The organism is Aeromonas sp. 62-46, from assembly GCF_001898585.1.
In the GTDB taxonomy this organism is placed as follows: Bacteria; Pseudomonadota; Gammaproteobacteria; order Enterobacterales; family Aeromonadaceae; genus Aeromonas; species Aeromonas caviae.
This window is the reverse complement of the sequence record NZ_MKUI01000058.1, coordinates 117561-143449: the sequence shown is the minus strand read 5'-3', so window position 1 is coordinate 143449 and position 25889 is coordinate 117561. Positions and strand designations below refer to the sequence as shown.

Sequence of the window (25889 nt, the reverse complement as noted above, 5' to 3'; positions counted from 1 at the left end):
GCCGCCTGAAGAGATAGGGCCAGGGTTGACGTGCGCGTCAAGTCGCGGCGGGTTCGAAGATCACATAGAGCTTGCGACAAGGGGTGAGGGTCTCCCACTGCCCGACAAAACCGGCGGGAATGACGAACTGATCCCCCGGTTTGAGGTGCAGCCGGCCGCCCTGCTCGTCGTGGATCACCGCCTCCCCTTCCAGCATCTGGCAGTATTCGTGTTCGGTATAGTGAACGGCCCAGCAGCCCGGCTCGCAAGCCCAGAAGCCCACGTGAAACTGCTGGCTCGGGTCGGAGTAGTGGTTCCATGCCGTCTGGCTCGGCGTCCCGGCCTTGATGCGCTCGGGGGCCGGCATCAGCGGGGTGGGGGAGACAGTGTGTTTGTCCAGCAGGATCCAGTCGTTCAGGCTCTTCATGGTGCGTCCTTGGGGTGGCGAGGGGAGCATCCTGCTCCCGTTTAGTTTGTTTAACGATGTTGCGCTTACGTTAAACGAAACGGGCCCCCTTTGCCAAGGGGGCCCGTGCAGGCTGAAGGCTACCGGAAGGGCGGCACCCGGGATCAGACGATGTCGATGTCCACCACGGAGTCGAAGATGTGGTTCGGTCTAAACGGCATGCGGTCGATGTCCGCCACCTTGCTCACCCCGGAGAGCACCAGCACCGTCTCGAGACCGGCCTGGAAGCCTGCCAGGATGTCGGTGCGCAGGTTGTCGCCGATGATGATGGTGTCGTCGGAGTGAGCCTCCATCCGGTTGAGGGCCGCGCGAATGATCCAGGCGCTCGGCTTGCCGACATAGAAGGGCTTCTTGCCGGTCATCCGCTCGATGGGGGCACACAGGGCGCCGCAGGCCGGGTACATCAGGGGGCCGTGGGTATCGGGGTTGGTGGCGATGAAGCGGGCCCCCTGATCCACGAACTTGGCGCCCTGCTGCATCATGGTCCAGTTGTAGTTGCGGGTCTCCCCCACCACCACGAAGTCCGGGTCGATATCGGTGATGGTGAAGCCGGCTTTATAGAGCTCGTGGGTCAGGGCCCCTTCGCCAATCACATAGGCCTTCTTGCCATCCTGGCGCTTGAGAAAGTCGGCGGTGCCCATGGCGGAGGTGTAGAAGCACTCCTCGGGCACCTCTATTCCGGCGGAGCGGAAGCGGTTTTGCAGATCTTTCTGGGTCTGGGCCGGGTAGTTGGTGAGGAACAGGAGCTTGCTGCCCTGCTCCAGCAGGCGGTGGACGAAGCGGTCGGCGCCGGGAATGAGATCGTTGTTGTGCAGGATGACGCCGTCAATGTCACAGATGACGTTTTTCTTCATGAATTCTCCTTGTAGGGCGCAAGAGCGGGGACAGGGCATCCCTCTGTTCGTCTCTTCAATCGGTTATGGTTTTTGTGCCGCCATTATAAGGCCCTTTGATGACAAGTCTCCTCCGGCGGGCCAGATGGGTGCACAATGAAGGCGAAGGGAGGGCGCCGCCCCGGTGGTGTCCGCACGGAGTCTGACGATGGAGCCGTCATCATGGAGCACTTTATTGCCGGCTTGCCCAAGCTGGAACTGCACCTGCATATCGAGGGGACCCTCGAACCCGAGCTGATGTTCGCCCTCGGTCAGCGCAACGGGGTGGCGCTGCCCTGGCCCGATGTTGGCAGCCTGCGCGCCGCCTATGAGTTCGACGGCCTGCAATCCTTCCTCGATCTCTACTACCTCGGCGCCAGCGTGCTCATCCACGAACAGGATTTCTTCGACCTCACCTGGGCCTATCTCGAGCGCTGCGTTGCCGATCACGTGGTGCACGTGGAGATCTTTTTCGACCCCCAGACCCACACCGCCCGCGGCGTGCCCTTTGCCACCGTGCTGGGGGGCATCGAGCGGGCGCTACAGGCTGGCGAAGCAGCCTTTGGCATCAGCTGGCGGCTTATCATGAGCTTCCTGCGCCACCTGAGTGAAGAGGCGGCATTCGCCACCCTGGCAGAGGCCACGCCGTACCTGGCGCGCCTGCACGGGGTCGGCCTCGATTCGGGGGAGCAGGGCAACCCGCCCAGCAAGTTCGCCCGGGTCTTCGCTCGCTGCCGCGAGCTGGGGCTGCCGGTGGTGGCCCACGCGGGGGAGGAGGGACCTGCGGACTACATCTGGCAGGCGATCCGGGAGCTCGGAGTGCAACGCATCGATCACGGGGTGCGCTGCGTCGAGGATCCCGCTCTGCTGAGCTATCTGGCGGATACCCGGCTGCCCCTCACCGTCTGCCCCCTCTCCAACGTGCGGCTCAGGGTGTTTGACCAGATGGCCCATCACAATGTGCTGAGGCTGCTGGAGCAGGGGCTCTGCGTCACCGTGAACTCCGACGATCCCGCCTATTTCGGGGGATACCTGGGGGCCAACTTCCAGGCCCTGGCCGACGGGCTTGGCGCCAGCCAGGAGCAGCTGTGCCGACTCAGTCTCAATGCCGTGGAGGCGAGCTGGCTGAGCCTCGCGGACAAGGTGCGTCTGACCCGGGACATTCGCCTCCATGCCGCCCTGCACGGGGTGAGCCTGCACTGAGCAGGCCGCCTTGCACACCTTGAATGGAGGAGGCCCGCTATGGCGGGCCTCTTTGTGCCATCGTTGGGCGGGTATCAACCCACCCTCACCAGATACTTTTCCCCTTGTCCCTCCTGCTTGACGCGGGTGAGCAGGGCAGGCAGGGCGTCGAAGTCGCCCACCACCAGCGGCGGCAGGGTCAGCTCGCCGCTCGCCATCTGCGCCATCATGGCGACACCGGCCGCTACCAGACGGCTCCACTGTTTGTCCGAGCCAAAGGCGTGCTGGGCGCCGAGGGCAATCTCGTGCAATGAGTGGCAATGGCTAAAGGCGGGCAGCGGGTTGCGCGCGATGCGCCCGAGCACCGTCACCATGTGGCCGTAATAGCCAAGGGCAGGCAGCAAGGCTTCTGCCTGCTGGCTGGAGACCAGATCGATGATCCCCTCGAAGGGTTCACCGCCGTTGGCGGCCTGCAACTGGGCCAGCCAGTCGGGATCCCGATAGTCCGCCACCCCCTGCACGCCTAGCTGTTTGAGCCACTGGTGGTGGCGCGGGCTGGCGCTGGCAAAGACGCGGGCCCCCTTCTGGAGGGCAAGTTGCACCGCGAAGCGGCCGACACTGCTGCCAGCCCCCGTGATGAGCAGGGCCTCCCCGTGCAGGTGCGGCAGCTTGGCCAGCGCCTGCCAGGCGGTGAGGCCGGGGCAGGGGAGCGCGGCGGCCGCTTCGTCGCTCAGGGCATCGGGCACCGGCATCAGGGCGCGAGCCGGCACCAGGGTGTGGCGGGCAAAGCTGCCGCCGTGGCGCAAGTCGGTGTGATAGGCGACCCGGGTGCCGGGGCGCAGGTGGGTGACGTTGGCCCCCAGTGCCACCAGGGTGCCCATGCCATCGACGCCGGGCACATGGCCTGGCTGCCAGTGGGGATGACCCTGTTCGATGAGTTTCCAGTCCACCGGATTGAAGGCGATGATCCGGTTGGCGACGAGGACCTCGTCGGGCCCGGGGGTGGGGAGCGCTTGCCGGGTGAGGGTGAGCTGGTCCGGTTCGCCGGGGGCGTGCCAGCACCAGGCCTGGGTATGGGTCATGGTGACTCCTTGGATGAGAGGGGTGGGTGCCTTGATTGAATTACATGGCGTAACAATGCCTTGAATTACTGTTGCACTGGCAAGACAACAAGGCGAGCCCCCTGTTGGAGGGCCCGCCCTGGAAGAGGTTCGGCGCCAGCCGCCTTATGCCCGCTCTGCCCCATAGACGGGGTAATCGGTCAGCCCTTTCTCGCCGCCGCCAAACAGGGTGGCGGGATCATGGGGGGCGAACGGATGGCCGTGGCGCAGGCGGTTCGGCAAGTCGGGGTTGGCCACGAAGGGGCGACCGAAGCCAATCATGTCGGCCCAGCCCGCCTCGATGGCGGCGCGGGCGCGTTCCCCATCGTACTTGCCGGCGTAGATGAGGGTGTTGGGGAAGGCGTCGCGCAGCCCCTGCTTGAAGCTCTCCGCCATCAGGGGGGCGTCGTCCCAGTCCGCTTCGGCGACGTGCAGATAGACCACGCCGAGCTGGCCCAGCAGGCGCGCGGCGGCCAGATAGGTCTCCTGGGGGTTGGCATCCACGGTGCCGTTGAGGGTGGTGAGCGGCGCAAGGCGTACCCCGACCCGGTCGGGACCGATTTCGTCACAGACCGCCTCGGTCACCTCTTTCAGGAAGCGCAGCCGGTTTTCGAGCGAACCGCCATAGCCGTCGGTGCGGGTATTGGACTCGGAGTCGAGGAACTGGTTGATGAGGTAGCCGTTGGCGGCGTGCAACTCGATGCCGTCAAAGCCCGCCTCCATGGCGTTGCGGGCGGCCTGGCGAAACTGCCCCACCACGGCGTCGATGTCGGCCTGGGTCATGGCGCGCGGGGTGACGGTCTCCACAAACCCCGGGGCATCGCTGCCGTTGTCGACGAACACCTTCACTCCCTTGGCCTGGATGGCGGAGGAGGAGAGGGGCTGGGCGCCGCCGATGTTGTCAGGATGGGTGACCCGGCCCACGTGCCAGAGCTGGGCGAACATGATGCCCCCCTCGGCGTGGACGGCATTGGTTACCTGCTTCCAGCCTGCCACCTGCTCGGCGCTGTGGATGCCCGGCGTCCAGGCGTAGCCCTTGCCCAGGGGATCTATCTGGGTGCCTTCGCTGATGATGAGGCCGGCCCCGGCACGCTGGGCGTAGTAGGTCGCCATCATGGCGTTGGCCACGTCCCCGGGCTGGCTGGCGCGGGAGCGGGTCATGGGGGGCATGACGATGCGGTTGGCAAGGTGCAGCTGGCCGAGGCGAAGGGGGCAGAACAGGGGATCGTGGTGCATGATGGATTCCTCAATCTTTGGGAGTGAGGTGACTCTAGAGGGGATTGTTATTGTGAAAAAGAGGGGGTATTGCAGAAGAGAATTGCCGTTATCGCAGCAATGGCCCGGGAGGGGCCTGGTTCGCGCCAGAAAAAAGAGGGCCAAGGGCCCTCTCTTGCTGTGATTGCCGCCGATGATCAGGGGGAGAGTGGGGTAACCCGTACTCGCTCGATGCGCCGCTCGCTCACGGCCATGACCTCGAAGCGGAACTGGCCGAGGTGCAACTGCTGACCGACGTCTGGCAGGCTGCCGAAGTGGGAGAGCAGCATGCCCGCCAGGGTCACGTACTCGTCGCTCTCGCTCACCAGACCGTCGCAGTTCAGAGCCTGCTCCACCTGATGGATGTTGGTGGTGCCGTGGATGAGCCAGTGCTCGCCCTCGCGCACCACATCGGGGGTCTCGTCCTCGTCCGGCAGTTCGCCGACGATGGCCTCCAGCAGATCGTGGTTGGTGACCAGTCCCTGGATGACGCCAAACTCGTCCGCCACCAGGATGAGGCTGCCCCTGGCCTGGCGCAGCTCCGCCAGCAGCCGGATCACGTTGATGGTCTGGGGCACGATGACGGGCTCGTTCTGTCTGGCAAGTGCTGCCAGGGATTGCCCCTCGTTGAGGGCAAACAGCAGATCCCGTGCCTTGACCACCCCGATGATCTCGTCCAGCTCCCCGTCACAGACCGGGAACAGGCTGTGGGGGGCCCGTTGCAGCAGGGCGCGGATCTCGTCCTCGCTGTCGCTCACGTCGATCCACTCCATCTCGGAGCGCGGGGTCATGATGGTGCGAATGGAACGCTCGGCCAGCGACAGCACGCCGCTCACCATGTAACGCTCCTCTTCACCGAAACCGGGGGGCAGGGGCTGAGCCTGCACCTCTTCTTCGTCCTCCTGCGGGTGGGCTGAGCGTTTGTTCCCCCCCATCAGCTTGAAGATGGCGGCGGTGGTGCGCTCGCGCAGGGGCTGGCGCGCCTCATGGCGCAGGGCACTGCGCTGGGCGAGCTGGTTGAAGAACTCGATGAGCACCGAGAAGCCGATGGCCGCGTAGAGGTAGCCCTTCGGAATGTGGAAGCCGAAGCCCTCCGCCACCAGGCTGAAGCCGATCATCAAGAGGAAGCTCAGGCAGAGCACCACCACAGTGGGGTGGGCGTTGACGAAGCGGGTCAGGGGCTTGGAGGCGAGCACCATCACCACCATGGCGATGGTCACGGCCGCCATCATGACGCCGAGGTGATCCACCATGCCGACGGCGGTGATGATGGAGTCCAGGGAGAAGACCGCATCCAGCACCAGGATCTGGGCGATCACCACCCCGAACCCGGCATAGACGCCGGTGCCGCCTTGCTCCTCGGGCTTGGCCTCGAGTCGCTCATGCAGCTCGGAGGTGGCCTTGAACAGCAGGAAGAGTCCGCCTCCCATCAGGATGAGATCCCGACCGGAGAAGGGGTGATCCCAGATGTGCAGCAGAGGAGCCGTGAGGGTGACCAGCCATGACATGATGGTGAGCAGTCCCAGGCGCATCAGCAGGGCCAGGGAGAGACCGATGATGCGCGCCTTGTCCCGCTGGGCGGGGGGCAGTTTTTTCACCAGGATGGCGATGAAGACCAGGTTGTCTATCCCGAGAACGATTTCCAGGATGATCAGGGTAAGCAGACCGACCCAGATTGACGGGTCCAGCAAGAATTCCATGTGATTGACCTCAATGAAGACAGATGCAGTGAATCGTGGTCACGGCGTGGCCGTGGTGACGGAGACGATCGCTTCAGAGGCGTTGGTTGAGCAGGTACAGATAGGCTTTGATGGGAAAAAACGAAGGGCTACTTCGGGGATTGTCCATGATGGGCAATAAAACCTCGGGTCAAAAGTGAGCCCTGATGATAACGACTCGCCGCCATTTGGCAAGGGGGCTGTCAGGGGGACGCGACGAGGGGATTGCCGACGGGAGAGACAAGGGAAAGGGGCATTGATGCGCAGCCAAGTTTGACTAGAGATAAAAGAGCGACACATTGACACGATCACAAATATAGGTGCTGAACAAGGAAAATAAACGATCTGATACCGACAACCGGATTCATCAGGCTCATATATATCCATTGTTTTTGTAATAATTTGTTTCAGGGGGAAATATTGCGGCTGTGTCATGGGAGAAAGAAGGAATAGAGGGGGTTATGGTGTTTGATATGGAGTTATTATTCTAAATTTAACTTGTTCGCCACCAACTAATTCACATTAATCATATATTCAGCGTATAAAAAGCAAGGAGGCCCAGGCCTCCTCGTTTGCGCTCACACGGGTTGTTTCAGGGGACGTTAACCCTGGTCGTCAGGTCAATTGCCGGTATAGGCCGCGCCCTGAACATGCCCTTTCTTGTCGCTCAGGCATGACCAGGGAGCCTCTGCGCCCGGCACCTTGATGGTCACGCCTACCCCGGCTTCCGAGTCCATCACGTCGATCACCTGGAGCTGCTGTTGTGCCACGTCTGTCTTGTCGGAGACCGCCTTGAGACAGGCTTTCTCTGCGGGACTGGCCTTGTGGGCAGTGACTGCAGCAGGGGCCGCAGAGGAGCCTGGCTGGCAGGTACCCGAGCCCTTCTTGCTGGTGTAGGAGACATCGTACTGGCCCCCGGTGTTGCTGATGGAGAGGGTGATGCCGGCACCCTTGGCCTCGTAGAACTCCTCGCTGTACTTCTTGAGTTTGGCCTCCTTGCCATTGATATAGACGGGGCCACCTTCATCGCTGTGCATCTGGATTTGACCCGGGCACTGATAATTCAACTGTGGAATGGCGGCGCTCGCCGCACCCGCCATGGCTAGGGTTATGGCAGCGATCAGTACTTTCTTCATGGACATTACCTCAACTGTTTAATGATACGAGATTTATTATTTTATTTTTCCGGTTAACAACAATTCCATTGCCAGGCAGGAAATAGCCTTCATCCCTGATCGGAATAAATAGCGGCGGTACTTTATTTTAGCAACGAATTTTTATTATTTTTCCCTGGGATGAAAGTGAATATTGATCCGGAAGGGGTGGCAAACGTTTTCTCATGGCGGGTTGAACGGGACAGGGGGAAGGCGCGAGGAGTGAGGGGGCAAGCAGGATGGGGCCTCGACAGAGGAGGGAACTTGGCGGCGGTTGCGCCGGGAGTCATGACGCGGGGCGACTGGGCCCCGCGTTGCAGCGCGATGACGAGCGCCGGATCAGAGCCAGCGTTTTTCCCGGGTGAAGCAGACCGACAGCCAGGCGTCTCCCAGGGTGTCGCCGAGGCGGGACCAGAGCTCCTGGCGCAGGGCATCCTGGCGCTCGACGGGCCACTCCTGGCCGGGGGCCACCAGGATGTTGAGCTCGAGATCGAAGCGGCGGCCGCTTTTTGCCAAGTGGCTGTAGCATTCGATGCCATGGCGCTGGCGCAGGGCCTCGATCTCGTGTTCGACTCGCTGCTTGACCTCTCCCTTGGGGGCGATCTTCAGCACCTCCCGCAGGTTGCGACCGAGCACCTTGATGGGAATGAGGGTGGCGCACAGGGCCAGCAGGGAGACCAGCATCGGGTCTATGTAGCGGTTGTAGTGGCCGTAACCCAGGGTATCGAGCCCGATGGCGACCAGAAAGCCGATGAGCAGGGTGGCGCTGAGCAGGGTATCCACCAGCCACTCCTTGGAGTCCACCCGCACCAGCTCGGAGTTGACCCGCTCGGCCACGTCGGCCTCGATGAGATAGAGGATGCTGCAGAAGAAGGTGGAGACGACGGCATAGATGAGGGCGTGGCCGAGATCGATCTCCCGTCCGCCCGCCAGCAGGGAGGTGATGCCGCCATAGAGGGCACCGAGGCAGAGCAGCAGAATGATGGCGCCGTTGATGACGTTGGCGATGGGTTCGAAATGGGCGTAGCCGTATTGGAAACGGGCGTCGGAGGGGCGGGTAACCAGGTAGGCGGTGATGAGCCCAAGGCCCGTCATGCCCATGCTGAACAGGGTGAAGATGCCGTCCAGCATGATGGCGTTGGAACCGACGAACAGACCATAGCCGATCCCGAAAATGGCAAAGGTGATGCAACCAAACAGCGACAGGGTCAGGGCCTGTTTTTCGGTGCGAATAAGCGTACTGATAACATGGCTGTAGTGAGCCATAAAAGTCCTCCTTTCAAATGGTGAAGATTGCGCGCGCAAGCGGTTTTCTAGCTGATATACTGCCCGCTCACATGTGAGCGGACTGGTTCGGACACCCGCAAAGAGGCAGGTCCGAACGGTCGTTGTCGCCGGAATGCCGGCATCAAGCAAAGGATGGGAACAAGGATTCATGATCCCGAGACTCGATTACCAGGACAGTTTGTCACCTACAACCCTGCAGTTTCTTGAGTTGCTGGCACGATCAGCATTTCGTGGTGATATCGAAAAGTCTTATGCAAGCCGGTTGGCGATGGCGACGGATAACAGCGTCTATCAGGTCGTACCTCAGGCGGTTCTCTATCCGCGCAGCGCGGATGACATAGCGGTGATGCTCAAGCTGGCCCAGGGGCCAGAGTACGCAACCTTGAGTTTCTTCCCTCGCGGCGGCGGTACCGGCACCAATGGCCAATCCTTGGGCGGCGGCATTATCGTCGATCTCTCGCGCCATATGAACCAGATCATGGAAATTAATCTGGAAGAGGGCTGGGTGCGGGCCCAGGCCGGGGTGGTCAAAGATCAGCTCAACGCCTACTTGAAACCCCACGGCTACTTCTTCTCGCCGGATCTCTCCACCTCCAACCGCGCCACCCTGGGCGGCATGGTCAACACCGACGCCTCGGGGCAGGGCTCCTTGGTCTACGGCAAGACCTCGGATCACGTACTGGGCCTCAAAGCCGTGCTGGAAAACGGCGACATCCTGGCCACCGAGCCGGTGAACGGCCAGCGCCTGGCGGACAAACTGGCGCTGGAGAGCCGCGAGGGGGAGATCTATCGCACCCTCTATCGCATCGGCCGCGAGCGGCGCGCCGACATCGAAGCCACCTTCCCCAAGCTCAACCGCTTTCTGACCGGTTACGATCTCAAGCACCTCTATCAGCCCGATACCGACACTCTGGATGTGAGCCGGGTGCTGTGCGGCTCGGAAGGCTCCTTGGGCTTCATCACCGAAGCCCGGCTCAACATCACCCCCATCCCGCGCTACCGCACACTCGTCAACGTCAAGTACGACAGCTTCCCCTCCGCGCTCAGAAACGCCCCCTTTATGGTACAGGCCCACGCCCTGTCGGTGGAGACGGTGGACTCCCGGGTGCTGGGACTGGCCCGCGCCGACATCATCTGGCACTCGGTGAAGGATCTCATCCAGGATGTGCCGGGCAAGGATCTGCAGGGGCTCAACATCGTCGAGTTTGCCGACACCGACGAGGATGCACACAAGGCCAAGGTGGCGGAGCTGTGCCGGCGCATCGACGCCCTGCTGGCCAGGGGGGAGGCGGGGGTCATTGGCTATCAGGTGTGCGACCACCTGCCGAGCATCGAGACCATCTATGGCATGCGCAAGAAGTCGGTGGGGCTGCTCGGCAACGCCGAGGGGCGCAAGAAGCCGGTGGCCTTCACCGAAGACACCGCCGTGCCGCCGGAATCCCTGGCGGACTTCATCATGGAGTTTCGCGCCCTGCTGGACTCTCACGGCCTTGACTACGGCATGTTCGGCCACGTCGATGCCGGGGTGCTGCACGTGCGCCCGGCGCTGGACTTGTGCGATCCCGAGCAGGAGGTGCTGCTGCGGCGCATCTCCGATCAGGTGGTGGCGCTCACCGCCAAATACGGCGGCCTGATGTGGGGGGAGCACGGCAAGGGCTTTCGCTCCGAATACAGCCCCGCCTTCTTCGGCGAGCTGTGGGAAGAGCTGCAACGGGTCAAGGGGGCGTTCGATCCGGCCAACCGCATCAACCCGGGCAAGATCTGCATGCCTTATGGCAGCGGCGCTTCGCTTGTCTCGGTGGACGGGCCCAAGCGCGGCAAGTTCGACCGCCAGATCCCGATTGCCGTGCGCGAGAGCTATACACGGGCCCTCGATTGCAACGGCAACGGTCTGTGTTTCACCTTCGAGACCGACTCCCCCATGTGCCCCTCGGTCAAGATCAGCCGCGACCGCCGTCACTCCCCCAAGGGGCGGGCTGGCCTGATGCGTGAATGGCTGCGCCAGTTGTCGGAGCAGGGCTTCGATCCCCTTGCCGAAGAGGTGGCGCTGCAAAGCGGGGGTCTGCGCTTCAAGCAGATCGTCGACAAGTTCCGCAATACGGTGGCCCGCGCCCGGGGCGAGTATGACTTCTCCCACGAGGTGATGGAGGCGATGGAGGGGTGCCTTGCGTGCAAGGCATGCACCAGCCAGTGCCCCATCAAGGTGGATGTGCCCACCTTCCGCGCCCGCTTCATGCAGCTCTATCACAGCCGATATCTGCGCGGCCCCAAGGATTACTTCGTGGGCACGGTAGAAAGCTATGCGCCCCTGCTGGCCAAGGCCCCCAAGCTGGTCAACTTCTTCCTCGAAAAAGAGTGGGCCCAGAAGGCGACCGAGAAGAGCATCGGCATGGTGGATGTGCCGCTGCTCTCCGTGCCGACCCTGGCCGAGGAGCTGCGGGATCACCGCGCCCGCTATTTCGATCTGCCGGGCCTCGAGGCCATGAGCCCCGAGCAGCGCCAAAAAGTGGTGCTCATCGTGCAGGATCCCTTCACCAGCTACTACGACGCCTCCGTGGTGCGTGACCTGGTGAAGCTGGCCAGCAAGCTGGGCTATCAGCCCTACCTGCTGCCGTTCAAACCCAACGGCAAGCCCCAGCACGTGAAGGGATTCCTGCGCGCCTTCGCCCGCACTGCTGCCAGCAGCGCCCAGTTCCTCAACAAGGTGGCGGCCCTCGGCATCCCCATGGTGGGGGTCGACCCCTCTCTGGTGCTCTGCTACCGGGACGAGTACGTGAAGGCGCTCGGCCCCGCCCGCGGCGATTTCCAGGTGCTGCTGCCCCAGGAGTGGCTGCTCTCCCTGCCTGCCGAGGCGCTGCCGCTGCGGGAAGAGGCTGGCACCGACCCCTGGTATCTGTTTGCCCACTGCACCGAGAAGACCGCCAAGCCCACCACCCACGGTGACTGGAGCACCCTGTTTGGCCGCTTCGGTGCGCGTTTGCAGCCGGTGTCGGTGGGTTGCTGCGGCATGGCGGGCACCTATGGTCACGACGCCAAACAGGTGGAGAACTCCAAGGGGATCTACGGTCTGAGCTGGGCCGAGCCCCTGGCTCACCTGCCGCAAGCCCGTTGTCTGGCCACCGGTTATTCGTGCCGCAGCCAGGTCAAGCGGATGGAGGGGGAGAAGCTCAAGCATCCGCTGCAGGCCCTGCTGGAACTGCTCTGATGCTCCACTTTCCCAAGGGATTCCGGGTGCCAAAGGCCTATCGGCACCCGCATTTTCTGTTGCTCCCTACCACGCCGTCCCAGGCCGTGGTGGAGTTTGTCGCCATCCTGCGCGAGCGAGATCAGCTCCATCAGCTGTTTCGCCCGGACGATGTGTGGCCCTCCGCCAATTTCAGCCTGAGTCAGCACGAGGCCGACTTGGAGTGGCAGCACGCCGAGTTTCTGGCCAAGCGCTCCTTTGCCTATGGCCTCTGGAGCCCGGACAGGGAGCCCCGCTTCTGGGGCGGGGTTTACCTCTATCCGTCGGTGCTGCCGGAGGTGCAGGTGGAGCTCTTCTTCTGGAAGGTGGCCGAGGCGCCGCTCATGGACAGCGAACTCGAAGCCGAACTGCGCGCCTGGCTCGGCAAGGTATGGCGCTGGTCCGAGCCGCGTCTGCCGGGGCGGGACGGTCCCTGGGCCGAGTGGCCAGGGGTGACCTATCCCTGGTGAGGGTCAATCTCGATGCAAGATGCCCCGGCGTGGGCATCTTTTTTTTTGCTCCTTTTTCGCCGACACTGCTGGTTTGCCGCTACAGCGCAGCGATAACCCGTTGATCACGCAAGGAGTCCGCTCACCATGAGTCAAGAAAGCAGCCCCATCTGGCGCAAACCCATGAGCCTGGAGGGGCTCAACGCCAGCTCCCGCAACACCCTGATGGCCCACCTCGACATCGTCTACACCGCCTTTGGCCCCGACTGGCTGGAGGCCACCATGCCGGTGGATCACCGCACCAATCAACCACTCGGCATGCTGCACGGCGGCGCCTCCGTGGTGCTGGCGGAAACGCTGGGATCGCTTGCGGCCAACATGGCGGTGGGGGAGGAGAATTATTGCGTGGGGCTGGAGGTCAATGCTAACCACCTACGGGCCAAGCGGGAAGGGGTGGTGACGGGGCGCTGCAGCCCGCTGCATCTGGGGACCACGACTCAGGTGTGGCAGATCGAAATTCGGGATGAACGTGGTCGTTTATTGTGCACCAGCCGATTGACCATGGCGGTGCTCAAGCACAAGCGGGACAAGGACTCTGGCGAAGCGTGATCCGCAATAACGCATCATGAGTGAAAAATAAGCAAGCCATAGTCGCGAGATCCCTCTATAATTGCCAACGTCTTGAGACACCTATCACATTTTTCAAGACAGCAGAACAAAGTGGCGCTATAATCGCCGCCTTTTTGCTATTCCGCGGTGTTAGCCGCCTGCCTTAATCTGGAAGAATCTATGTCTGATACCGAACAACTGCCCCTTTTTAGTGAGCTTGGACTGGCCGCGCCTGTATTGAAAGCGCTGCAGGACGTGGGCTATGAGCGCCCGTCTCCCATCCAGGCCGCAGCAATTCCCCACCTGATGGCGGGACACGATCTGCTGGGGCAGGCACAAACCGGTACAGGGAAGACCGCTGCTTTTGCCTTGCCTCTGTTGTCTCGTCTGGAAGCTGGTAACCGCAACACCCAGATCCTGGTGCTGGCCCCGACCCGCGAGCTGGCCCTGCAGGTGGCAGAGGCGTGCCAACGCTATGCCCACCACATGCCCGATTTCCACGTGCTGCCCATCTACGGCGGCGCTTCCTACGAAACCCAGACCCGCGCCCTGCGCCGCGGTGCTCAGGTTGTCGTGGGTACCCCGGGCCGCGTGATGGACCTGATCCGTCGCAAGAACCTGGACCTCTCCGGTCTGAAAGCCCTGGTGCTGGACGAAGCGGACGAAATGCTGCGCATGGGCTTCATCGACGACGTGGACTGGATCATGGATCAGTGCCCGGCCGGTCGTCAGGTTGCCCTGTTCTCTGCCACCATGCCGGAGCAGATCCGTCGTGTTGCCCAGAAGCACCTGAAGCAGCCCAAAGAGATCAAGATCGCCTCCAAGACCGCGACCGCAACCACCATTCGTCAGCGTTACTGGCAGGTGACTGGTCTGCACAAGCTGGACGCCATGACCCGTCTGCTGGAAGTGGAATCCTACGAAGCCCTGCTGGTGTTCGTGCGTACCAAGAACGCCGCCGAAGAGCTTGCTGGCAAGCTGGCCGCTCGTGGCCACGCCTGTGAAGCGCTGCACGGCGACATCCCGCAGAAGCTGCGTGAGCGTACCGTTGACAAGCTGCGTCAGGGCCAGCTGGATATTCTGATCGCCACCGACGTGGTCGCCCGCGGTCTGGACGTTGAGCGCATCACCCACGTAGTGAACTACGACATTCCCTACGACACCGAATCCTACGTTCACCGTATCGGCCGTACCGGCCGTGCCGGTCGCAAGGGTGAAGCCATCCTGTTCGTGGCTCCGCGCGAGCGTCGCATGCTGCGTGCCATCGAGCACGCCACTCGTCAAGCCATCGAGCCGATGAAGATGCCGAGCACCGAGGACATCAACCAGCACCGTCTGGCCAAGTTCAAGGAGCGCATCCGCGAAACCATGATGGGTGAAGAGCTCGAGATCTACCACAACCTGGTGAACGAGCTGATCGAAGAAGATTCTGCCGATCCGCTGGAGCTGGCTGCCGCACTGGCCAAGCTGGTACAGGGCGATCAACCGCTGCTGCTGGATGACTCCATCCCGGATCCGGTGTTCAACGCCGGCAACGATCGCGGTGGCTTCGAGCGTCGTGAGTTCAACGACCGTGGCGGTCGTGACTTCGGTGACCGTGGCGATCGTCAGGCCCGTCGCATGCCGTCCCTGGAGCCGCGTCCGCTGAAAGACAACCCGGACGTGGAGATGGAGCGCTACCGCGTCGACGTGGGTGCCCATCACGGCGTCAAGCCGGGCCAGATCGTGGGCGCCATCGCCAACGAAGCGAACATCGAGAGCCGCTTCATCGGCAACATCGACATCGCCGATGACTTCTCCACCGTCGATCTGCCCAAGGGCATGAGCGCCGAGGTGCTGGAAGTGATCAAGAAGGCCCGTGTCTGCCAGCGTCCGCTGCAGATCACCCGTTACACCGAAGTGCCGGCCGGTGGCAACACTGCTCCCCGTCCGCCCCGTGGTGATCGTCCGTTCCGTGGCGACCGTCCTTTCAACAAGGATCGCCGTCCCCAGGGTGACCGTCCCTTCAACAAGGATCGCCGTGAAGGCGGTTTCGACAAGGGTCGCAAATTCGGTGGCAACAAGCGCCGCGACAGCTAAACCCTGACTGCACTGATGAGAAGGCCGCTCCATGGAGCGGCCTTTTTTGTGTCTGTTTTTCAGATGCGTAGCGAAGATTGTCACCTTTTCCCGGCCGTGGTGGGCATCCGGTTTGATGAGGAGCCAGTGAAAAGAAAATGGTGCAATCCATTTGCCTGGGGGTGGCGCCTGGTGTCATTCTTTGGGAAGCGATTGGATACTTTGGGAAGACGCAGAATCGTTGCTGGTTGCAAACGACTGCGACTTTGGTCTGAAGGTGCATTCTGTTGTTTGCATATGAGTCAGCAGAGTGAGATGAATAAATAAACCGTATGACAGGGAGGTGCGTGATGGGCAAGTGGCTTGGCAAGGTGTTGCTGATATCTGGATGGCTCGTGTCGGGTATGGTGTTGGCGGAGGAGCCCTTCTTCAGAATTGCGGGGGCGGGGTGCTGCAATGGCAAGGGGGAGGTGGTGCTGACCCGTGCCGAGTTTGAGGCCTTGCCGCAGACGGAGGTTAAGACGGGGACGCCCTGGACCGAGGGGGGGCACCTCTATCGCGGGGTGTTGCTGCGGGACCTGGTCAGGATCTACGGTCTCAAGAGCCAGGAGGTCAAGGCCCTCGCGGTCAATGAATACTGGGCCGCACTGCCGCTGGAAGACGGGGAGAAGTACCCGGTGCTGGTGGCCGAGAAGCAGGATGGCAAGGCTCTGACCCTGCGCAACAAGGGGCCGCTCTGGGTCATTTATCCCCTCACCGACCATCCCGAACTCAACAAGGAGCTCTATCACAGCCGGATGGTGTGGCAGCTGACGGCGCTGGAGAGCAAATAAGATGCTGCGCGGCAAGTTCTTGAGCCTGATCCTGATGGTGACCACCTTTTTGGGGGTGACCCTCTGGTCGGTCTGGAACTATGACCGCGCGTTCAATGCGGTGACGCGCTACACCCAGCTCTCCGCCTGGGCACTGGCCCAGCTCGAGCTGGAGATCCACGCCTTCGAGGAGGGCTTGCAGCTCTATCGTGCCGGTGCCGCCAGCCGGGAGGAGATGAACAAGCGCTTTGACATTGCCTGGAACCGGCTCGATGTCTTCTTGCACGGGGAGGAGGCAAAGTCGGTCAGGGCCCGATTCGGTGCGGACAAGGCGGTCGGCAAGATCCTCGCTCTCTTCGAACATTATGAGCAGGATGTGGTGCATGGGGAGCCGGATTCCCCCGCACTCAAGATGTTCACGGCCGCGCTCGATGACGAGATGCGCGGGGTGCGGGACGTGATGGTGAAAAACTTCACTGGGCCCTCTGCCATCGCCCAGCGCGAGCTGCTCAACGAGTCGAAAACCCAGAACTTCTTCATCCTGGGATTTCTGATGCTGGCGACCATGGTGATGTTGATGGTGCTGTTTCGCGAAGTGCGTCGCCAGCATTTTCTGGCGTGGAACGACCCTCTCACCCGTCTCCCCAACCGGGCGGCGCTCATCAAGCACCTCCAGCAGTGGACCAGCCATCCCGGTCGGCGCAGCAGCATCACCGTCTGTCTCATGGATCTGGGGCATTTCAGGGAGGTCAATGACAGTCTGGGTTACGAAGTGGGGGACGCCTTGCTCAAACGGCTTGCGGCGCGGATCAAGGCCGCCTCTGGCCAGGGGATCTTCGTTGCCCGTACCGGCAGTGACGAGTTCACCCTCATCATCACCGGCACCATGCCCACCTATCTGCGCTTTCCGTTTCTGGAGCAACTGCGCAGCGAGCTGGCGGATCTGGTGTTTGCCGCCGATCCGGCGCACCGGGTCCGGGTCTTCATGGGCACCAGCCAGTACGTGAAACCGGATCATTCACCGGAAGAGATGCTGCTGTTTGCCGATATCGCCCTCGACAGCGCCAAGCGCAAACGGCTGAATCGCAATGTGCTCTTCTCCAGCAGCATGTATCAGCACTATCAGCGCAAACGCCGGCTGTCGACCGAGCTGCGGGAGCTTATCCACTGCCCGCAATGCCCGCAACTGGCCCTTTACTATCAGCCCATCGTGCGCGGCCAGAGTGTGGTGAGGCTGGGGGCCGAGGCGCTGATACGCTGGCATCATCCTGAATATGGCTTTATTGCCCCCCTCGACATCATCTCGCTGGCAGAAGAGAACGGGTTGGGTGAGGCGCTGGGGGGCTGGATCATCCGGCGCATGCAGATCGACCTGTCCGGCTTCCCGAAGGAGGTACTAGAACCGCTCGAGATCTCCATCAACCTCTCCAACTCCATGTTCAACATGGGGTTGGCCAGGGAGATTGAAGAGAAGATGGGTGATGGTCCGTTGGGATTGCACCAGTTGATAGTGGAGCTGACCGAAACCATCGCCCTTGATGACATCGCCCTGAGCAAGCAGATCATTCACTCCCTGCGCCAGATTGGGGTGCGGGTGGCCCTCGATGACTTCGGGACCGGCTGGTCCTCGTTCTCTTACCTGCGTGAACTCTATTTCGACAAGCTCAAGATAGACAGATCCTTTATCACCGCGATCGACAGTGACACCCGGCAGGCGCTCTTCGTCGAGACCATCACCACCCTCTCTCATCAGTTGGGGGTGCGTGTCGTGGCAGAAGGGGTGGAAAACAGCGATGAGCTCAAGGCGGTGCTCACCATAGGGGTGGATGAGATCCAGGGTTATTTCTACTCGCGTCCCTTGCCGCTGCCGGAGTTCATGCAGTTTTGTCACCGCTATTTCGCCCACAGCGCCGCCATTCAGGAAGTGGCACTGGGGTAGCCTTGGGGCAATCGAGCTCCTGTAGCCTTGTCTTCGAGTCCCTCTGTTCGATTGTTCCTGGTTGATATTTCATCCCGACACCTTTCTCCCATGGCAGGACCTCCCATTACGCGGTTTTCTTGTGCCTCCTGCCAGAACGAGGGTGCGAGAGGGCAGGCCCGGTGCTACCTTGTGCCACGAACAGTGCCACAGGACAGAGGAGCCATAAATGGATCGCTTGGGGGTGATGGAGGTGTTCGTGCTGGCGGTGGAGACCGGCTCGTTTTCGGCGGTGGCCCGCCGACTGGGGATGGGGCAACCCACGGTTTCCAGATTGATTGCCCAGCTTGAGGCGCACCTTGGCAGCCGCCTGTTGCTGCGTTCGACCCGGGGGCTGGCGCCCACCGAGGCCGGAGAGGCCTACTATCTGCGGGCGAGAGAGATCCTGGCCCAGGTCAACGAGGCTGATGCCATGGTGCAGCAATGCCGGGCGGGCCTGAGCGGGCGTCTGCGGGTGAGCGCTCCCGTCACTTTCGCCCGCCTGCATATCATTCCCCATCTTGCCGGTTTTCTGGCGGCTCACCCGGGACTGGATCTGGAGATCCTGCTGGATGACGGCAATGTGGATCTCATCTCGGCGGGCATCGAGGTGGCTCTGCGGATCGGCAAACAGGCCGACTCGTCGCTGGTCGCCCGCTGCCTCGCCCGAAGCGACATGCGGGTGCTGGCGACGCCGGCCTATCTGGCCGCCAAAGGAGAGCCTGAGACCCCTCAGGCCCTGCAACAGCATGATCTGGTGCTTTACAGTCCACGACCCGGAGTGGGGCAGCAGTGGCGATTTCGCCGTGGCGTCGAGGAGAGGGTGGTTTCCGGAGAAGGCAGGCTGACGGTCTCGGCGGCCGAAGGCATGCGCGCCGCCGTGCTGGCAGGACTGGGGCTCGGTATCGCCTCGGAGTGGATGTTTGCCCCCGAGCTTGCCCGCGGCGAGGTGGTGGCGGTGCTGCCCGAGTGGCAACTGCCCATGCAGGAGCTCTGGACCCTGCTCCCGGCAGGTCGCCAGCCTGGTGCCAAGGCGAGCGCCTTTCTGGCATTCGTGACCGGCCTGCCCGGCGTGGGGCATACGCCAGCGGAATAACTGTTATGGTCCCCACCGCTCTACTGGTGGCGACGCTCCCCGGGTAGGCTGTGCGCATGGGGCCCGTATCCTGGCGGGAGCCCTTCTACCACGAGGAGAAGATCATGAGTACATCGCCTTCTGCCGGAGGGGCCGCAACCCCCGGCCCCTCCCTGCTCTTCGCCATGGCCCTGTCATGCGGCCTGGCAGTTGCCAACATCTACTACAACCAGCCCATGTTGGCGGTGATGGCGCAGGACTTTCCCGGGCACTCGGGCATGCCATTGATCGCCATGCTGACCCAGCTCGGCTATGCCATGGGTCTGCTTTTGCTGGTGCCGCTTGGCGATGTAGTCGAGCGCCGCTGGCTTATTCCGGGGCAGTTTGCACTGATCGCGCTGGCTTCCCTGCTGGCGGCCACGGCCACGAGTGCCGCCACCTTGATGCTGGCCTCAGTCCTGCTCGGCATCGGGGCCACGGCGGCCCAGCAGATAGTCCCGGTGGCGGCGACCCTGGCAGATCCCGCCCGCCGTGGTGCCGTGGTCGGCAGCGTGATGAGCGGCCTGCTGGCCGGAATACTGCTCAGCCGTACCGTCGCTGGCCTGGTCACCGCTTATGGCAGTTGGCGCGCCATGTTCTGGCTGGCCATTCCCCTGGCCCTGTCGGGGGCTCTGCTGATGGCCAGGATGATACCGTCCGGATTGCCGCGCTCTCCCCTCGGTTATGGCCGTCTGCTTCACTCTCTGGTCGGTCTGTGGCGCGAGGAGCCCGCCTTGCGCCGCGCGACCCTGACCCAGGGCTTGCTGTTTGCCTCCTTCAGCGCCTTCTGGACCGTGCTGGCGTTCTACCTGGCCGAACCTGCCTATGGGTTGGGGGCCGACATGGCGGGTCTGTTCGGCGTCATCGGGGTGGCTGGGGTGGTGGCGGCTCCTTTGGCAGGCCGGATGGCGGATCGGTTGGGGGCCAGACCAGTGGTATTGGCCGGTGCCGTGTTGGTGGTGCTTGCCTGGATCTGCTTCGAGCTGTGGCTCTCTCTGGCCGGGCTGGCGTGCGGGGTCATCTTGCTGGATCTCGGAGTGCAGAGCGCACTCATCGCCCATCAGCAGCGCATCTATGGTCTGAGACCTGAGGCCAGGGGGCGCATCAATACCCTCTTCATGACCGGCATGTTCCTGGGGGGAACCCTCGGCTCCAGCCTGGGGATGCTGGTCTGGCAACAGGGACACTGGCTCGGGGTGGGAGCAGCCGGCATGGGGTTGGCCCTGGTTGCCTGTCTCTGCGCCCTGGCCGGCAGGCGGGGGCTGCAACCGGCCATCTGAGGCATGTGCAAGACAAGAAAGGCGACCCCGGGGTCGCCTTTTGTCTGTCTGCTCGGGATGGACTCAGAGCACCATGGCGGCAATCCAGCCGAAGATCACCAGGGGGATGTTGTAGTGGATGAAGGTTGGCACCACGCTGTCCCAGATGTGGTCGTGCTGACCGTCGGCATTGAGGCCCGATGTGGGGCCGAGCGTCGAGTCGGAGGCGGGGGAACCCGCGTCCCCCAGCGCGCCCGCGGTACCCACCAGGGCGATGGTCGCCATGGGCGAGAAGCCGAGGTGGATGCACAGGGGCACATAGATGGTGGCGATGATGGGCACGGTGGAGAAGGAGGAGCCGATCCCCATGGTGATGAGCAGGCCCACCAGCAGCATCAGGAAGGCCGCCAATCCCTTGTGACCTGCCATCATGCTGGAGACGGACTGCACCAGACTCTCCACCCCGTGGGTCTCCTTCATGACGGCGGCGAAGCCTGCGGCCGAGATCATTATAAAGCCGATGAGGGACATCATGCGCACACCCTGGGTGAAGGCATCCTGGCTCTCGCGGAATTTGATGACGCCGCCGCAGGTGAAGATGATGAAGCCTGCGAGCGCCCCCAGCACGATGCTGTTGGTCATCAGTTGCAGACCGAGTGCCACGGCGATGGCCAGCAGGGCGACCCAGATGTGGTTGAGATTGAGCTCGACCGTCTCGGGTTCGGCGGCCAGGATCTTCTCCAGATCATACTGACGCGGCTTGCGGTAGCTGAAGAAGACGGCGATGAGCAGGCCGAGGAACATGCCGAATACCGGGATGGCCATCGCCAGGGGCAACTGGCTGAATTCCACCGGTACGCCGTTGTCGACGAGATTCTTGGCCAGGATGTTGTTCAGGAAGATGCCGCCAAAGCCCACCGGCAGCAGCATGTAGGTAGCGGTCAGGCCGAAGGTGATGACGCAGGCCACCTGACGGCGGTCGATCTGCATCTGGGCCATGACATGCAGCAGCGGCGGGATCAGGATGGGAATGAAGGCGATGTGCACCGGGATCAGGTTCTGGGAGGAGATGGAGACCGCGAGCACCGAGGTGAGCAGCAGGCTCTTGACCCAGAGAATGCGGGTGCTGCTGGCATCCTTGCCGAGCTGGTTGATGACCTTGCGGGCCAGCAGATCGGTGATGCCGGAGCGGGAGATGGCCACCGCGAAAGCCCCCAGCATGGCGTAGGAGAGGGCGATTTCTGCACCGCCGCCCAGGCCGCCGGTGAAGGTGCTGAGGGTCTGCTCGAGGGAGAGTCCGCCGAGCAGGCCACCCACGATGGCACCGATGGCGAGGGAGACCACCACATTGATCCGCAGCAGGCTGAGCACCAGCATCAGCGCCACCGCGATAACAACAGGATTCATTTGATTTCCTTATGGATTGTGTTGCTGTCAGTCGTGTGAAAGCCAGCTAGTTTGCGAAAAACAGGCTAAATGTCGAGAAAAAAATCGGCAGATCCCGGCCAAGGGACGCATCTTCTGCTGGCGGTGAACGGGAACCGGGAAAATGGCCCTTCTTCGTTGCCCAGACAGGTCCCCTCATGCAGACAGGCTGCCATGGGCAGCCTGTCTGGGCAGGGGCTGGGAGTGTTCAGCCCTCGTCTTCGGTGTCCGTCGTTTCATCCGGGTTGGCCAGAGGCCAGCCTCCCAGGCTCTTCCAGCGATTGACGATGTGGCAGAAGAGCTCTGTGGTGCGCTCGGTGTCGTAGAGGGCCGAGTGGGCCTCTTTGTTGTCAAAGGGGATATTGGCGCTCTGACAGGCCTTGGCCAGCACCGTCTGTCCCAGGGCAAGACCCGAGAGGGCGGCGGTGTCGAAGGTGGCGAAGGGGTGGAACGGATTGCGCTTGAGGCCGGCCCGCTCGGCGGCGGCCATTACGAAGCCGTGGTCGAAGGTGGCGTTGTGGGCCACTATGATGGCGCGACCACAATCCTGCTCCTTCATGCCCTTGCGCACCCCCTTGAAGATCTCGGTGAGTGCTTCCTTCTCGTCCACCGCGCCCCGCAGCGGGTTGAAAGGGTCGATGCCGGTGAACTCCAGCGCCGCTTTCTCCAGATTGGCGCCCTCAAAGGGCTGGACATGAAAATGGAAGATCTGGTCAGGGACGAGCCAGCCCTGCTCATCCATCTTGAGGGTGTGGGCGGCTATTTCCAGCAGGGCATCGGTCTTGGCATTGAATCCGGCGGTTTCAACATCGATGACGACGGGGTAAAAGCCGCGAAAACGGCCCTTGAGGGTGTGAACGGCGTCGGTCATGGTATCTCGGTCGGCGTGAAAGGAGGCGGCATTATGGCAAAAAAGCGGGCCCTTGTCCCTTATCTGCCGCCATGGGACGGCAAGAGGACCATTTTGAAACACCTGTGCTTATAATGGGCGACGTCAACCATGGAGGGAGAGGACGATGAAGAAGCTGGGATTGGCACACAAGATGATGTTGGTGGTCTGTCTGCCGCTGTTGGCCCTGCTGTTTTTCTCCGGCCGGTACGTCTATGAACGTTATCGGGTCGAACAGGAGATGAGCGGCGCCCTGGTCGCGCTGGCGGTGGTGAAGGAGGCGGCGCAGCTGGCCCATGAGCTGCAAAAGGAGCGCGGCATGTCGGCCGGCTTCCTCGGCTCTGGCGGCAACAAGTTTCGCGATGCGCTGCCTGCCCAGCGCAAGGTGGTGGACAGCCTGTTGCAGCGTTTTCATCAGGATCCTGCCTTGCTGGCGCTGACGGAGGTGCAGCAGGGAGTGGCGGGACTCACCGCCATGCGTGAGCGGGTCAGCGCCCTGGGGGTCGAGGTGGCGGAACAGGTCGGCTTCTATACTCGCCTCGTGACCGCTTTGCTGGCGGTGGTGGACAAGATAAGCGTCGACAGCATGGATGCCACCATCGCCCTGCAGACCAATGCCTATGCCGCCTTCCTGCAGAGCAAGGAGCGTGCGGGGCTGGAGCGGGCGACGCTCAGCAACGTCTTTGGCCGTGACAGCTTCACGCCAGCGCTGTTGCAGCAGTTCATCTCCCTGCTGGCGGCCCAGAATACCTATCTCGAACGTTTCCAGGCGGTGGCGAGTCCCGCCCAGCGTCAGTTGCTGAACGACAGCCTCGCCTCACCCGTGGTGGCCAAGGTGGCCGCCATGGAGAAACTGGCCCTGGACAAGGCGGCAAGCGGCGGTTTTGGTGTTGATGCGGAGGCCTGGTTTGCCTTGAGTACCGACAAGATAGGCCTGCTCAAGGAGATAGAAGACAGCCTTTATCAACAGCTCTTCGAGCGGGTTGAACAGATGCGGGTCGGGAGTGCCAGTGACTTCTGGTGGGGGGCGGCTGGCGTGTTGCTGTGCATCGTCCTGACCACCTTCGTCTGCTGGCGGGTGGTGCGGGATCTGCATCTGGGCTTCATGGCCCTGCACCAGACCTTCAAGCGCCTGGTGCAGGAGAACGACCTGACCGTGCGGGTCGACTGGCGATCCGGGGATGAGCTGGGGGCCCTGGCGCGGGATCTGAATCATTTCCTCGGGCACCTGGAGAGTTTGCTGCTGGCTGTGCGCCACTCCTGTGACGTGCTGATACGCAGCGCCGCCAGCTCGGCCGAGGTCATTGCCGAGGTGAATGCCGGCGTAGTCAGGGGATGCGGGCAGGTGGATCTGGTGGCGACTGCCGCCACCGAGATGGCATCGACTGTCGCGGAGATTGCCCGTAACGCAACCCAGACCTCCCAGGCGACCCAGCAGGCCATCGGCCGGGCGAAGCAGGGTGACAAGGAGGTGGATCAGACCATCCACACCATCCAGCAGGTGGCGGGTACCCTGAGTGATACCCAGCAACTGGTGGACAGCCTGCATCGGGATACCGAGTCGGTGGGCGAAGCGCTCAACCTCATCAAGCAGATCTCGGACAGAACCAACCTGCTGGCCCTCAATGCCGCCATCGAGGCGGCCCGTGCCGGTGAATCCGGGCGCGGCTTTGCGGTAGTGGCCGACGAGGTGAGAGCGCTTGCCTCCCGTACCCAGCAGGCGGCGGACGACATAGAGCGGATGCTGGGCCGCTTGCGCCAGGGGGCCAACGAGGCGGTGGCTGCCATGCACACGGGCACCGAACAGGCCGGCCTTAGCGTGACGGAGGCCAAACGGGCGGGGAGCGAGCTGACCGACATCGTCAACGAGGTGCGCAAGGTGAGCGACATGACGGCCCAGGTGGCCACCGCCACCGAGGAGCAGCGTTACGTGACCGACGACATCCAGCAAAACGTGATGACCATCCGTGACGTGTATGAGGCCCATCGCCAGCACTCCCATACCCTGCAACAACACAGTGCCGAACTGGATGCCCTGGCCCGGGATCTGGCGGGACGCATCGCCAGCTTCAAGCTGATGGCCCCTTCTTCCCCCCACTGAGCGTTTTGACCTAAAGCTTGTCCTGCCGCTGCCGATAGATAATTCGAGATAGTGTGGAGGACAAGCCGTTGAATGCTTGGGTGTTGGGGTTGATCAGCATATCAGTGAGTATGCAGTTGCAGGCGGGCGTGACCGAATTTGGCGCCGGTCTGGATCAATCCGTCTGGCGCCTGACCTCTGATACCCAGGTGGAGTGCAGGCTGGAGCATCCTATTCCCCGCTGGGGAACCGGGGCCTTTGTCAGCCGGGCCGGGCGCAAGATCAATCTGGATTTCGAGCTCAAGGGGCAGCGACCCCAGGCGCGTACCCAGACAGTGAGCCTCGGGATCATGCCCCCCAGCTGGCGTCCCGGGGTGGCCGGGCGTCAGATCAGCCAGTTGCAGTTCTATCAGCAGTTTGACGGCCTGGTGGCGGGGCAGACCGCCTGGACCATGCTGGACGAGCTGGAAGGAGGGCGTATGCCGACTTTCCAGTATCGCGACTGGTATCGTCAGGACAGGCCGGTGCGGGTATCGCTCTCGTCGGTCAATTTCAGGGTCAAGTACCAGGCGTTCATGGACTGCCTGAGTGGCTTGCTGCCCTACAGCTTCAACGACATCGCCTTCAGCGTGCTCTCCTATGACAAGAACAGCGATCAGTTGTCACCGGCCTCCAAGCGGCGGCTGGCGATGATCGGTGATTATGTGAAGGCAGACAAGAGCATCGATGTGGTGGTGATCGACGCCTACAGCGACAGCTATGGCGGCCGCTGGCCAAACCAGAAGCTCTCCGAGAAGCGGGCGGATGCCATCAAGCAGGTGTTTGTGGATCTCGGCATCGAGGAGGGCAAGATCTCGGTGGAAGGGCACGGTGAGAAACAGCACGTGGCCTCCAACGAAACGGAAGCTGGCCGAGCCAAGAACCGTCGGGTGGTGATCAACATGGGACGCAACGGCACTATCTGATCCACTTGAGTCATCGAGAGGGGCGGTATTTTCGCTG

The 25889-nt window shown here is 62.5% G+C and carries 20 protein-coding genes; 11 read left to right on the top strand and 9 right to left on the bottom strand.

Going from position 1 to position 25889, the window contains the following annotated elements; translation table 11 throughout:
- Positions 1-37: 37 nt before the first annotated feature.
- Both BGO64_RS18475 and BGO64_RS18470 read right to left on the bottom strand, forming a co-directional pair.
- Positions 38-406 (bottom strand): cupin domain-containing protein, encoded by a 369-nt coding sequence (locus tag BGO64_RS18475; protein WP_201888224.1) that lies wholly within the window; start codon positions 404-406, stop codon positions 38-40.
- Positions 407-549: 143 nt separating this feature from the next.
- On the bottom strand, positions 550-1299 hold the full coding sequence (locus BGO64_RS18470) for an HAD-IIA family hydrolase (RefSeq protein WP_010675115.1): 750 nt from the start codon (positions 1297-1299) through the stop codon (positions 550-552).
- A gap of 201 nt (positions 1300-1500) precedes the next feature.
- Here BGO64_RS18470 and BGO64_RS18465 point away from each other — a divergent pair, with 201 nt between their 5' ends.
- The gene (locus BGO64_RS18465; RefSeq protein ID WP_045524369.1) at positions 1501-2520 is read left to right on the top strand and encodes an adenosine deaminase; all 1020 of its coding nucleotides are present in this window, start codon (positions 1501-1503) and stop codon (positions 2518-2520) included.
- 74 nt (positions 2521-2594) lie between these two features.
- On the opposite strand, the gene BGO64_RS18460 is transcribed toward BGO64_RS18465, so the two are convergent.
- The 5 genes from BGO64_RS18460 to BGO64_RS18440 all read right to left on the bottom strand — a co-directional run bounded on the left by BGO64_RS18460 (position 2595) and on the right by BGO64_RS18440 (position 8991).
- Positions 2595-3581, bottom strand: a complete 987-nt coding sequence (locus BGO64_RS18460; RefSeq protein WP_286701154.1) for a zinc-binding dehydrogenase — start codon at positions 3579-3581, stop codon at positions 2595-2597.
- Between the two features lie 144 nt (positions 3582-3725).
- Entirely contained in the window at positions 3726-4835 is a 1110-nt protein-coding gene (locus tag BGO64_RS18455; protein ID WP_010675112.1) for an alkene reductase, read from the bottom strand.
- A 176-nt stretch (positions 4836-5011) separates the two neighbouring features.
- Positions 5012-6553 (bottom strand): TerC family protein, encoded by a 1542-nt coding sequence (locus BGO64_RS18450; RefSeq protein ID WP_045524375.1) that lies wholly within the window; start codon positions 6551-6553, stop codon positions 5012-5014.
- Between the two features lie 638 nt (positions 6554-7191).
- Positions 7192-7707, bottom strand: a complete 516-nt coding sequence (locus tag BGO64_RS18445; RefSeq protein WP_286701153.1) for a hypothetical protein — start codon at positions 7705-7707, stop codon at positions 7192-7194.
- A 357-nt stretch (positions 7708-8064) separates the two neighbouring features.
- Positions 8065-8991 carry a cation diffusion facilitator family transporter gene (locus BGO64_RS18440; protein ID WP_010675108.1) on the bottom strand — a complete coding sequence of 309 codons (927 nt, stop codon included), beginning with the start codon at positions 8989-8991 and terminating at the stop codon, positions 8065-8067.
- A gap of 169 nt (positions 8992-9160) precedes the next feature.
- Between BGO64_RS18440 and ydiJ the strand changes: the two genes are divergently transcribed.
- The 8 genes from ydiJ (at position 9161) to BGO64_RS18400 (ending at position 20514) form a co-directional block, all read left to right on the top strand.
- A complete protein-coding gene (ydiJ, locus tag BGO64_RS18435) occupies positions 9161-12217 on the top strand; it encodes a D-2-hydroxyglutarate dehydrogenase YdiJ (RefSeq protein WP_286701152.1) in 3057 nt (1018 codons plus the stop codon).
- Positions 12217-12705: a hypothetical protein gene (locus BGO64_RS18430; RefSeq protein WP_069651416.1), complete on the top strand. Its 489-nt coding sequence runs from the start codon at positions 12217-12219 to the stop codon at positions 12703-12705. Before ydiJ ends, BGO64_RS18430 begins: the two co-directional genes overlap by 1 nt.
- A 126-nt stretch (positions 12706-12831) precedes the next feature.
- Positions 12832-13293: a hotdog fold thioesterase gene (locus BGO64_RS18425; protein ID WP_286701151.1), complete on the top strand. Its 462-nt coding sequence runs from the start codon at positions 12832-12834 to the stop codon at positions 13291-13293.
- A gap of 180 nt (positions 13294-13473) precedes the next feature.
- A complete protein-coding gene (locus tag BGO64_RS18420) occupies positions 13474-15372 on the top strand; it encodes a DEAD/DEAH box helicase (protein ID WP_286701150.1) in 1899 nt (632 codons plus the stop codon).
- Positions 15373-15701: 329 nt separating this feature from the next.
- Positions 15702-16184: a putative pterin-binding protein gene (locus tag BGO64_RS18415; RefSeq protein WP_286701149.1), complete on the top strand. Its 483-nt coding sequence runs from the start codon at positions 15702-15704 to the stop codon at positions 16182-16184.
- A 1-nt stretch (position 16185) separates the two neighbouring features.
- Positions 16186-18102, top strand: a complete 1917-nt coding sequence (locus BGO64_RS18410) for a putative bifunctional diguanylate cyclase/phosphodiesterase (RefSeq protein WP_213319197.1) — start codon at positions 16186-16188, stop codon at positions 18100-18102.
- A 208-nt stretch (positions 18103-18310) separates the two neighbouring features.
- The gene (locus BGO64_RS18405) at positions 18311-19216 is read left to right on the top strand and encodes a LysR family transcriptional regulator (RefSeq protein WP_128344664.1); all 906 of its coding nucleotides are present in this window, start codon (positions 18311-18313) and stop codon (positions 19214-19216) included.
- Between the two features lie 104 nt (positions 19217-19320).
- Entirely contained in the window at positions 19321-20514 is a 1194-nt protein-coding gene (locus tag BGO64_RS18400) for an MFS transporter (protein WP_286701148.1), read from the top strand.
- A 63-nt stretch (positions 20515-20577) separates the two neighbouring features.
- Here BGO64_RS18400 and BGO64_RS18395 read toward each other — a convergent pair whose 3' ends face one another.
- Both BGO64_RS18395 and rnt read right to left on the bottom strand, forming a co-directional pair.
- The gene (locus tag BGO64_RS18395; RefSeq protein ID WP_039038758.1) at positions 20578-21900 is read right to left on the bottom strand and encodes a Na+/H+ antiporter family protein; all 1323 of its coding nucleotides are present in this window, start codon (positions 21898-21900) and stop codon (positions 20578-20580) included.
- A 226-nt stretch (positions 21901-22126) separates the two neighbouring features.
- Positions 22127-22789, bottom strand: coding sequence for a ribonuclease T (gene rnt / locus BGO64_RS18390; RefSeq protein ID WP_010675098.1), 663 nt, complete (start codon positions 22787-22789; stop codon positions 22127-22129).
- A 145-nt stretch (positions 22790-22934) separates the two neighbouring features.
- Here rnt and BGO64_RS18385 point away from each other — a divergent pair, with 145 nt between their 5' ends.
- On the top strand, positions 22935-24908 hold the full coding sequence (locus tag BGO64_RS18385) for a methyl-accepting chemotaxis protein (protein WP_286701147.1): 1974 nt from the start codon (positions 22935-22937) through the stop codon (positions 24906-24908).
- Between the two features lie 68 nt (positions 24909-24976).
- Entirely contained in the window at positions 24977-25852 is an 876-nt protein-coding gene (locus tag BGO64_RS18380) for a flagellar protein MotY (RefSeq protein ID WP_039038755.1), read from the top strand.
- The last annotated feature ends 37 nt before the right edge of the window (positions 25853-25889 follow it).

Coding starts and splice junctions, on each gene's coding strand:
- BGO64_RS18475 (WP_201888224.1), bottom strand. CDS start 406: ATGAAGAGCCTGAACGACTGGATCCTGCTGGACAAACACACTGTCTCC.
- BGO64_RS18470 (WP_010675115.1), bottom strand. CDS start 1,299: ATGAAGAAAAACGTCATCTGTGACATTGACGGCGTCATCCTGCACAAC.
- BGO64_RS18465 (WP_045524369.1), top strand. CDS start 1,501: ATGGAGCACTTTATTGCCGGCTTGCCCAAGCTGGAACTGCACCTGCAT.
- BGO64_RS18460 (WP_286701154.1), bottom strand. CDS start 3,581: ATGACCCATACCCAGGCCTGGTGCTGGCACGCCCCCGGCGAACCGGAC.
- BGO64_RS18455 (WP_010675112.1), bottom strand. CDS start 4,835: ATGCACCACGATCCCCTGTTCTGCCCCCTTCGCCTCGGCCAGCTGCAC.
- BGO64_RS18450 (WP_045524375.1), bottom strand. CDS start 6,553: ATGGAATTCTTGCTGGACCCGTCAATCTGGGTCGGTCTGCTTACCCTG.
- BGO64_RS18445 (WP_286701153.1), bottom strand. CDS start 7,707: ATGAAGAAAGTACTGATCGCTGCCATAACCCTAGCCATGGCGGGTGCG.
- BGO64_RS18440 (WP_010675108.1), bottom strand. CDS start 8,991: ATGGCTCACTACAGCCATGTTATCAGTACGCTTATTCGCACCGAAAAA.
- ydiJ (WP_286701152.1), top strand. CDS start 9,161: ATGATCCCGAGACTCGATTACCAGGACAGTTTGTCACCTACAACCCTG.
- BGO64_RS18430 (WP_069651416.1), top strand. CDS start 12,217: ATGCTCCACTTTCCCAAGGGATTCCGGGTGCCAAAGGCCTATCGGCAC.
- BGO64_RS18425 (WP_286701151.1), top strand. CDS start 12,832: ATGAGTCAAGAAAGCAGCCCCATCTGGCGCAAACCCATGAGCCTGGAG.
- BGO64_RS18420 (WP_286701150.1), top strand. CDS start 13,474: ATGTCTGATACCGAACAACTGCCCCTTTTTAGTGAGCTTGGACTGGCC.
- BGO64_RS18415 (WP_286701149.1), top strand. CDS start 15,702: ATGGGCAAGTGGCTTGGCAAGGTGTTGCTGATATCTGGATGGCTCGTG.
- BGO64_RS18410 (WP_213319197.1), top strand. CDS start 16,186: ATGCTGCGCGGCAAGTTCTTGAGCCTGATCCTGATGGTGACCACCTTT.
- BGO64_RS18405 (WP_128344664.1), top strand. CDS start 18,311: ATGGATCGCTTGGGGGTGATGGAGGTGTTCGTGCTGGCGGTGGAGACC.
- BGO64_RS18400 (WP_286701148.1), top strand. CDS start 19,321: ATGAGTACATCGCCTTCTGCCGGAGGGGCCGCAACCCCCGGCCCCTCC.
- BGO64_RS18395 (WP_039038758.1), bottom strand. CDS start 21,900: ATGAATCCTGTTGTTATCGCGGTGGCGCTGATGCTGGTGCTCAGCCTG.
- rnt (WP_010675098.1), bottom strand. CDS start 22,789: ATGACCGACGCCGTTCACACCCTCAAGGGCCGTTTTCGCGGCTTTTAC.
- BGO64_RS18385 (WP_286701147.1), top strand. CDS start 22,935: ATGAAGAAGCTGGGATTGGCACACAAGATGATGTTGGTGGTCTGTCTG.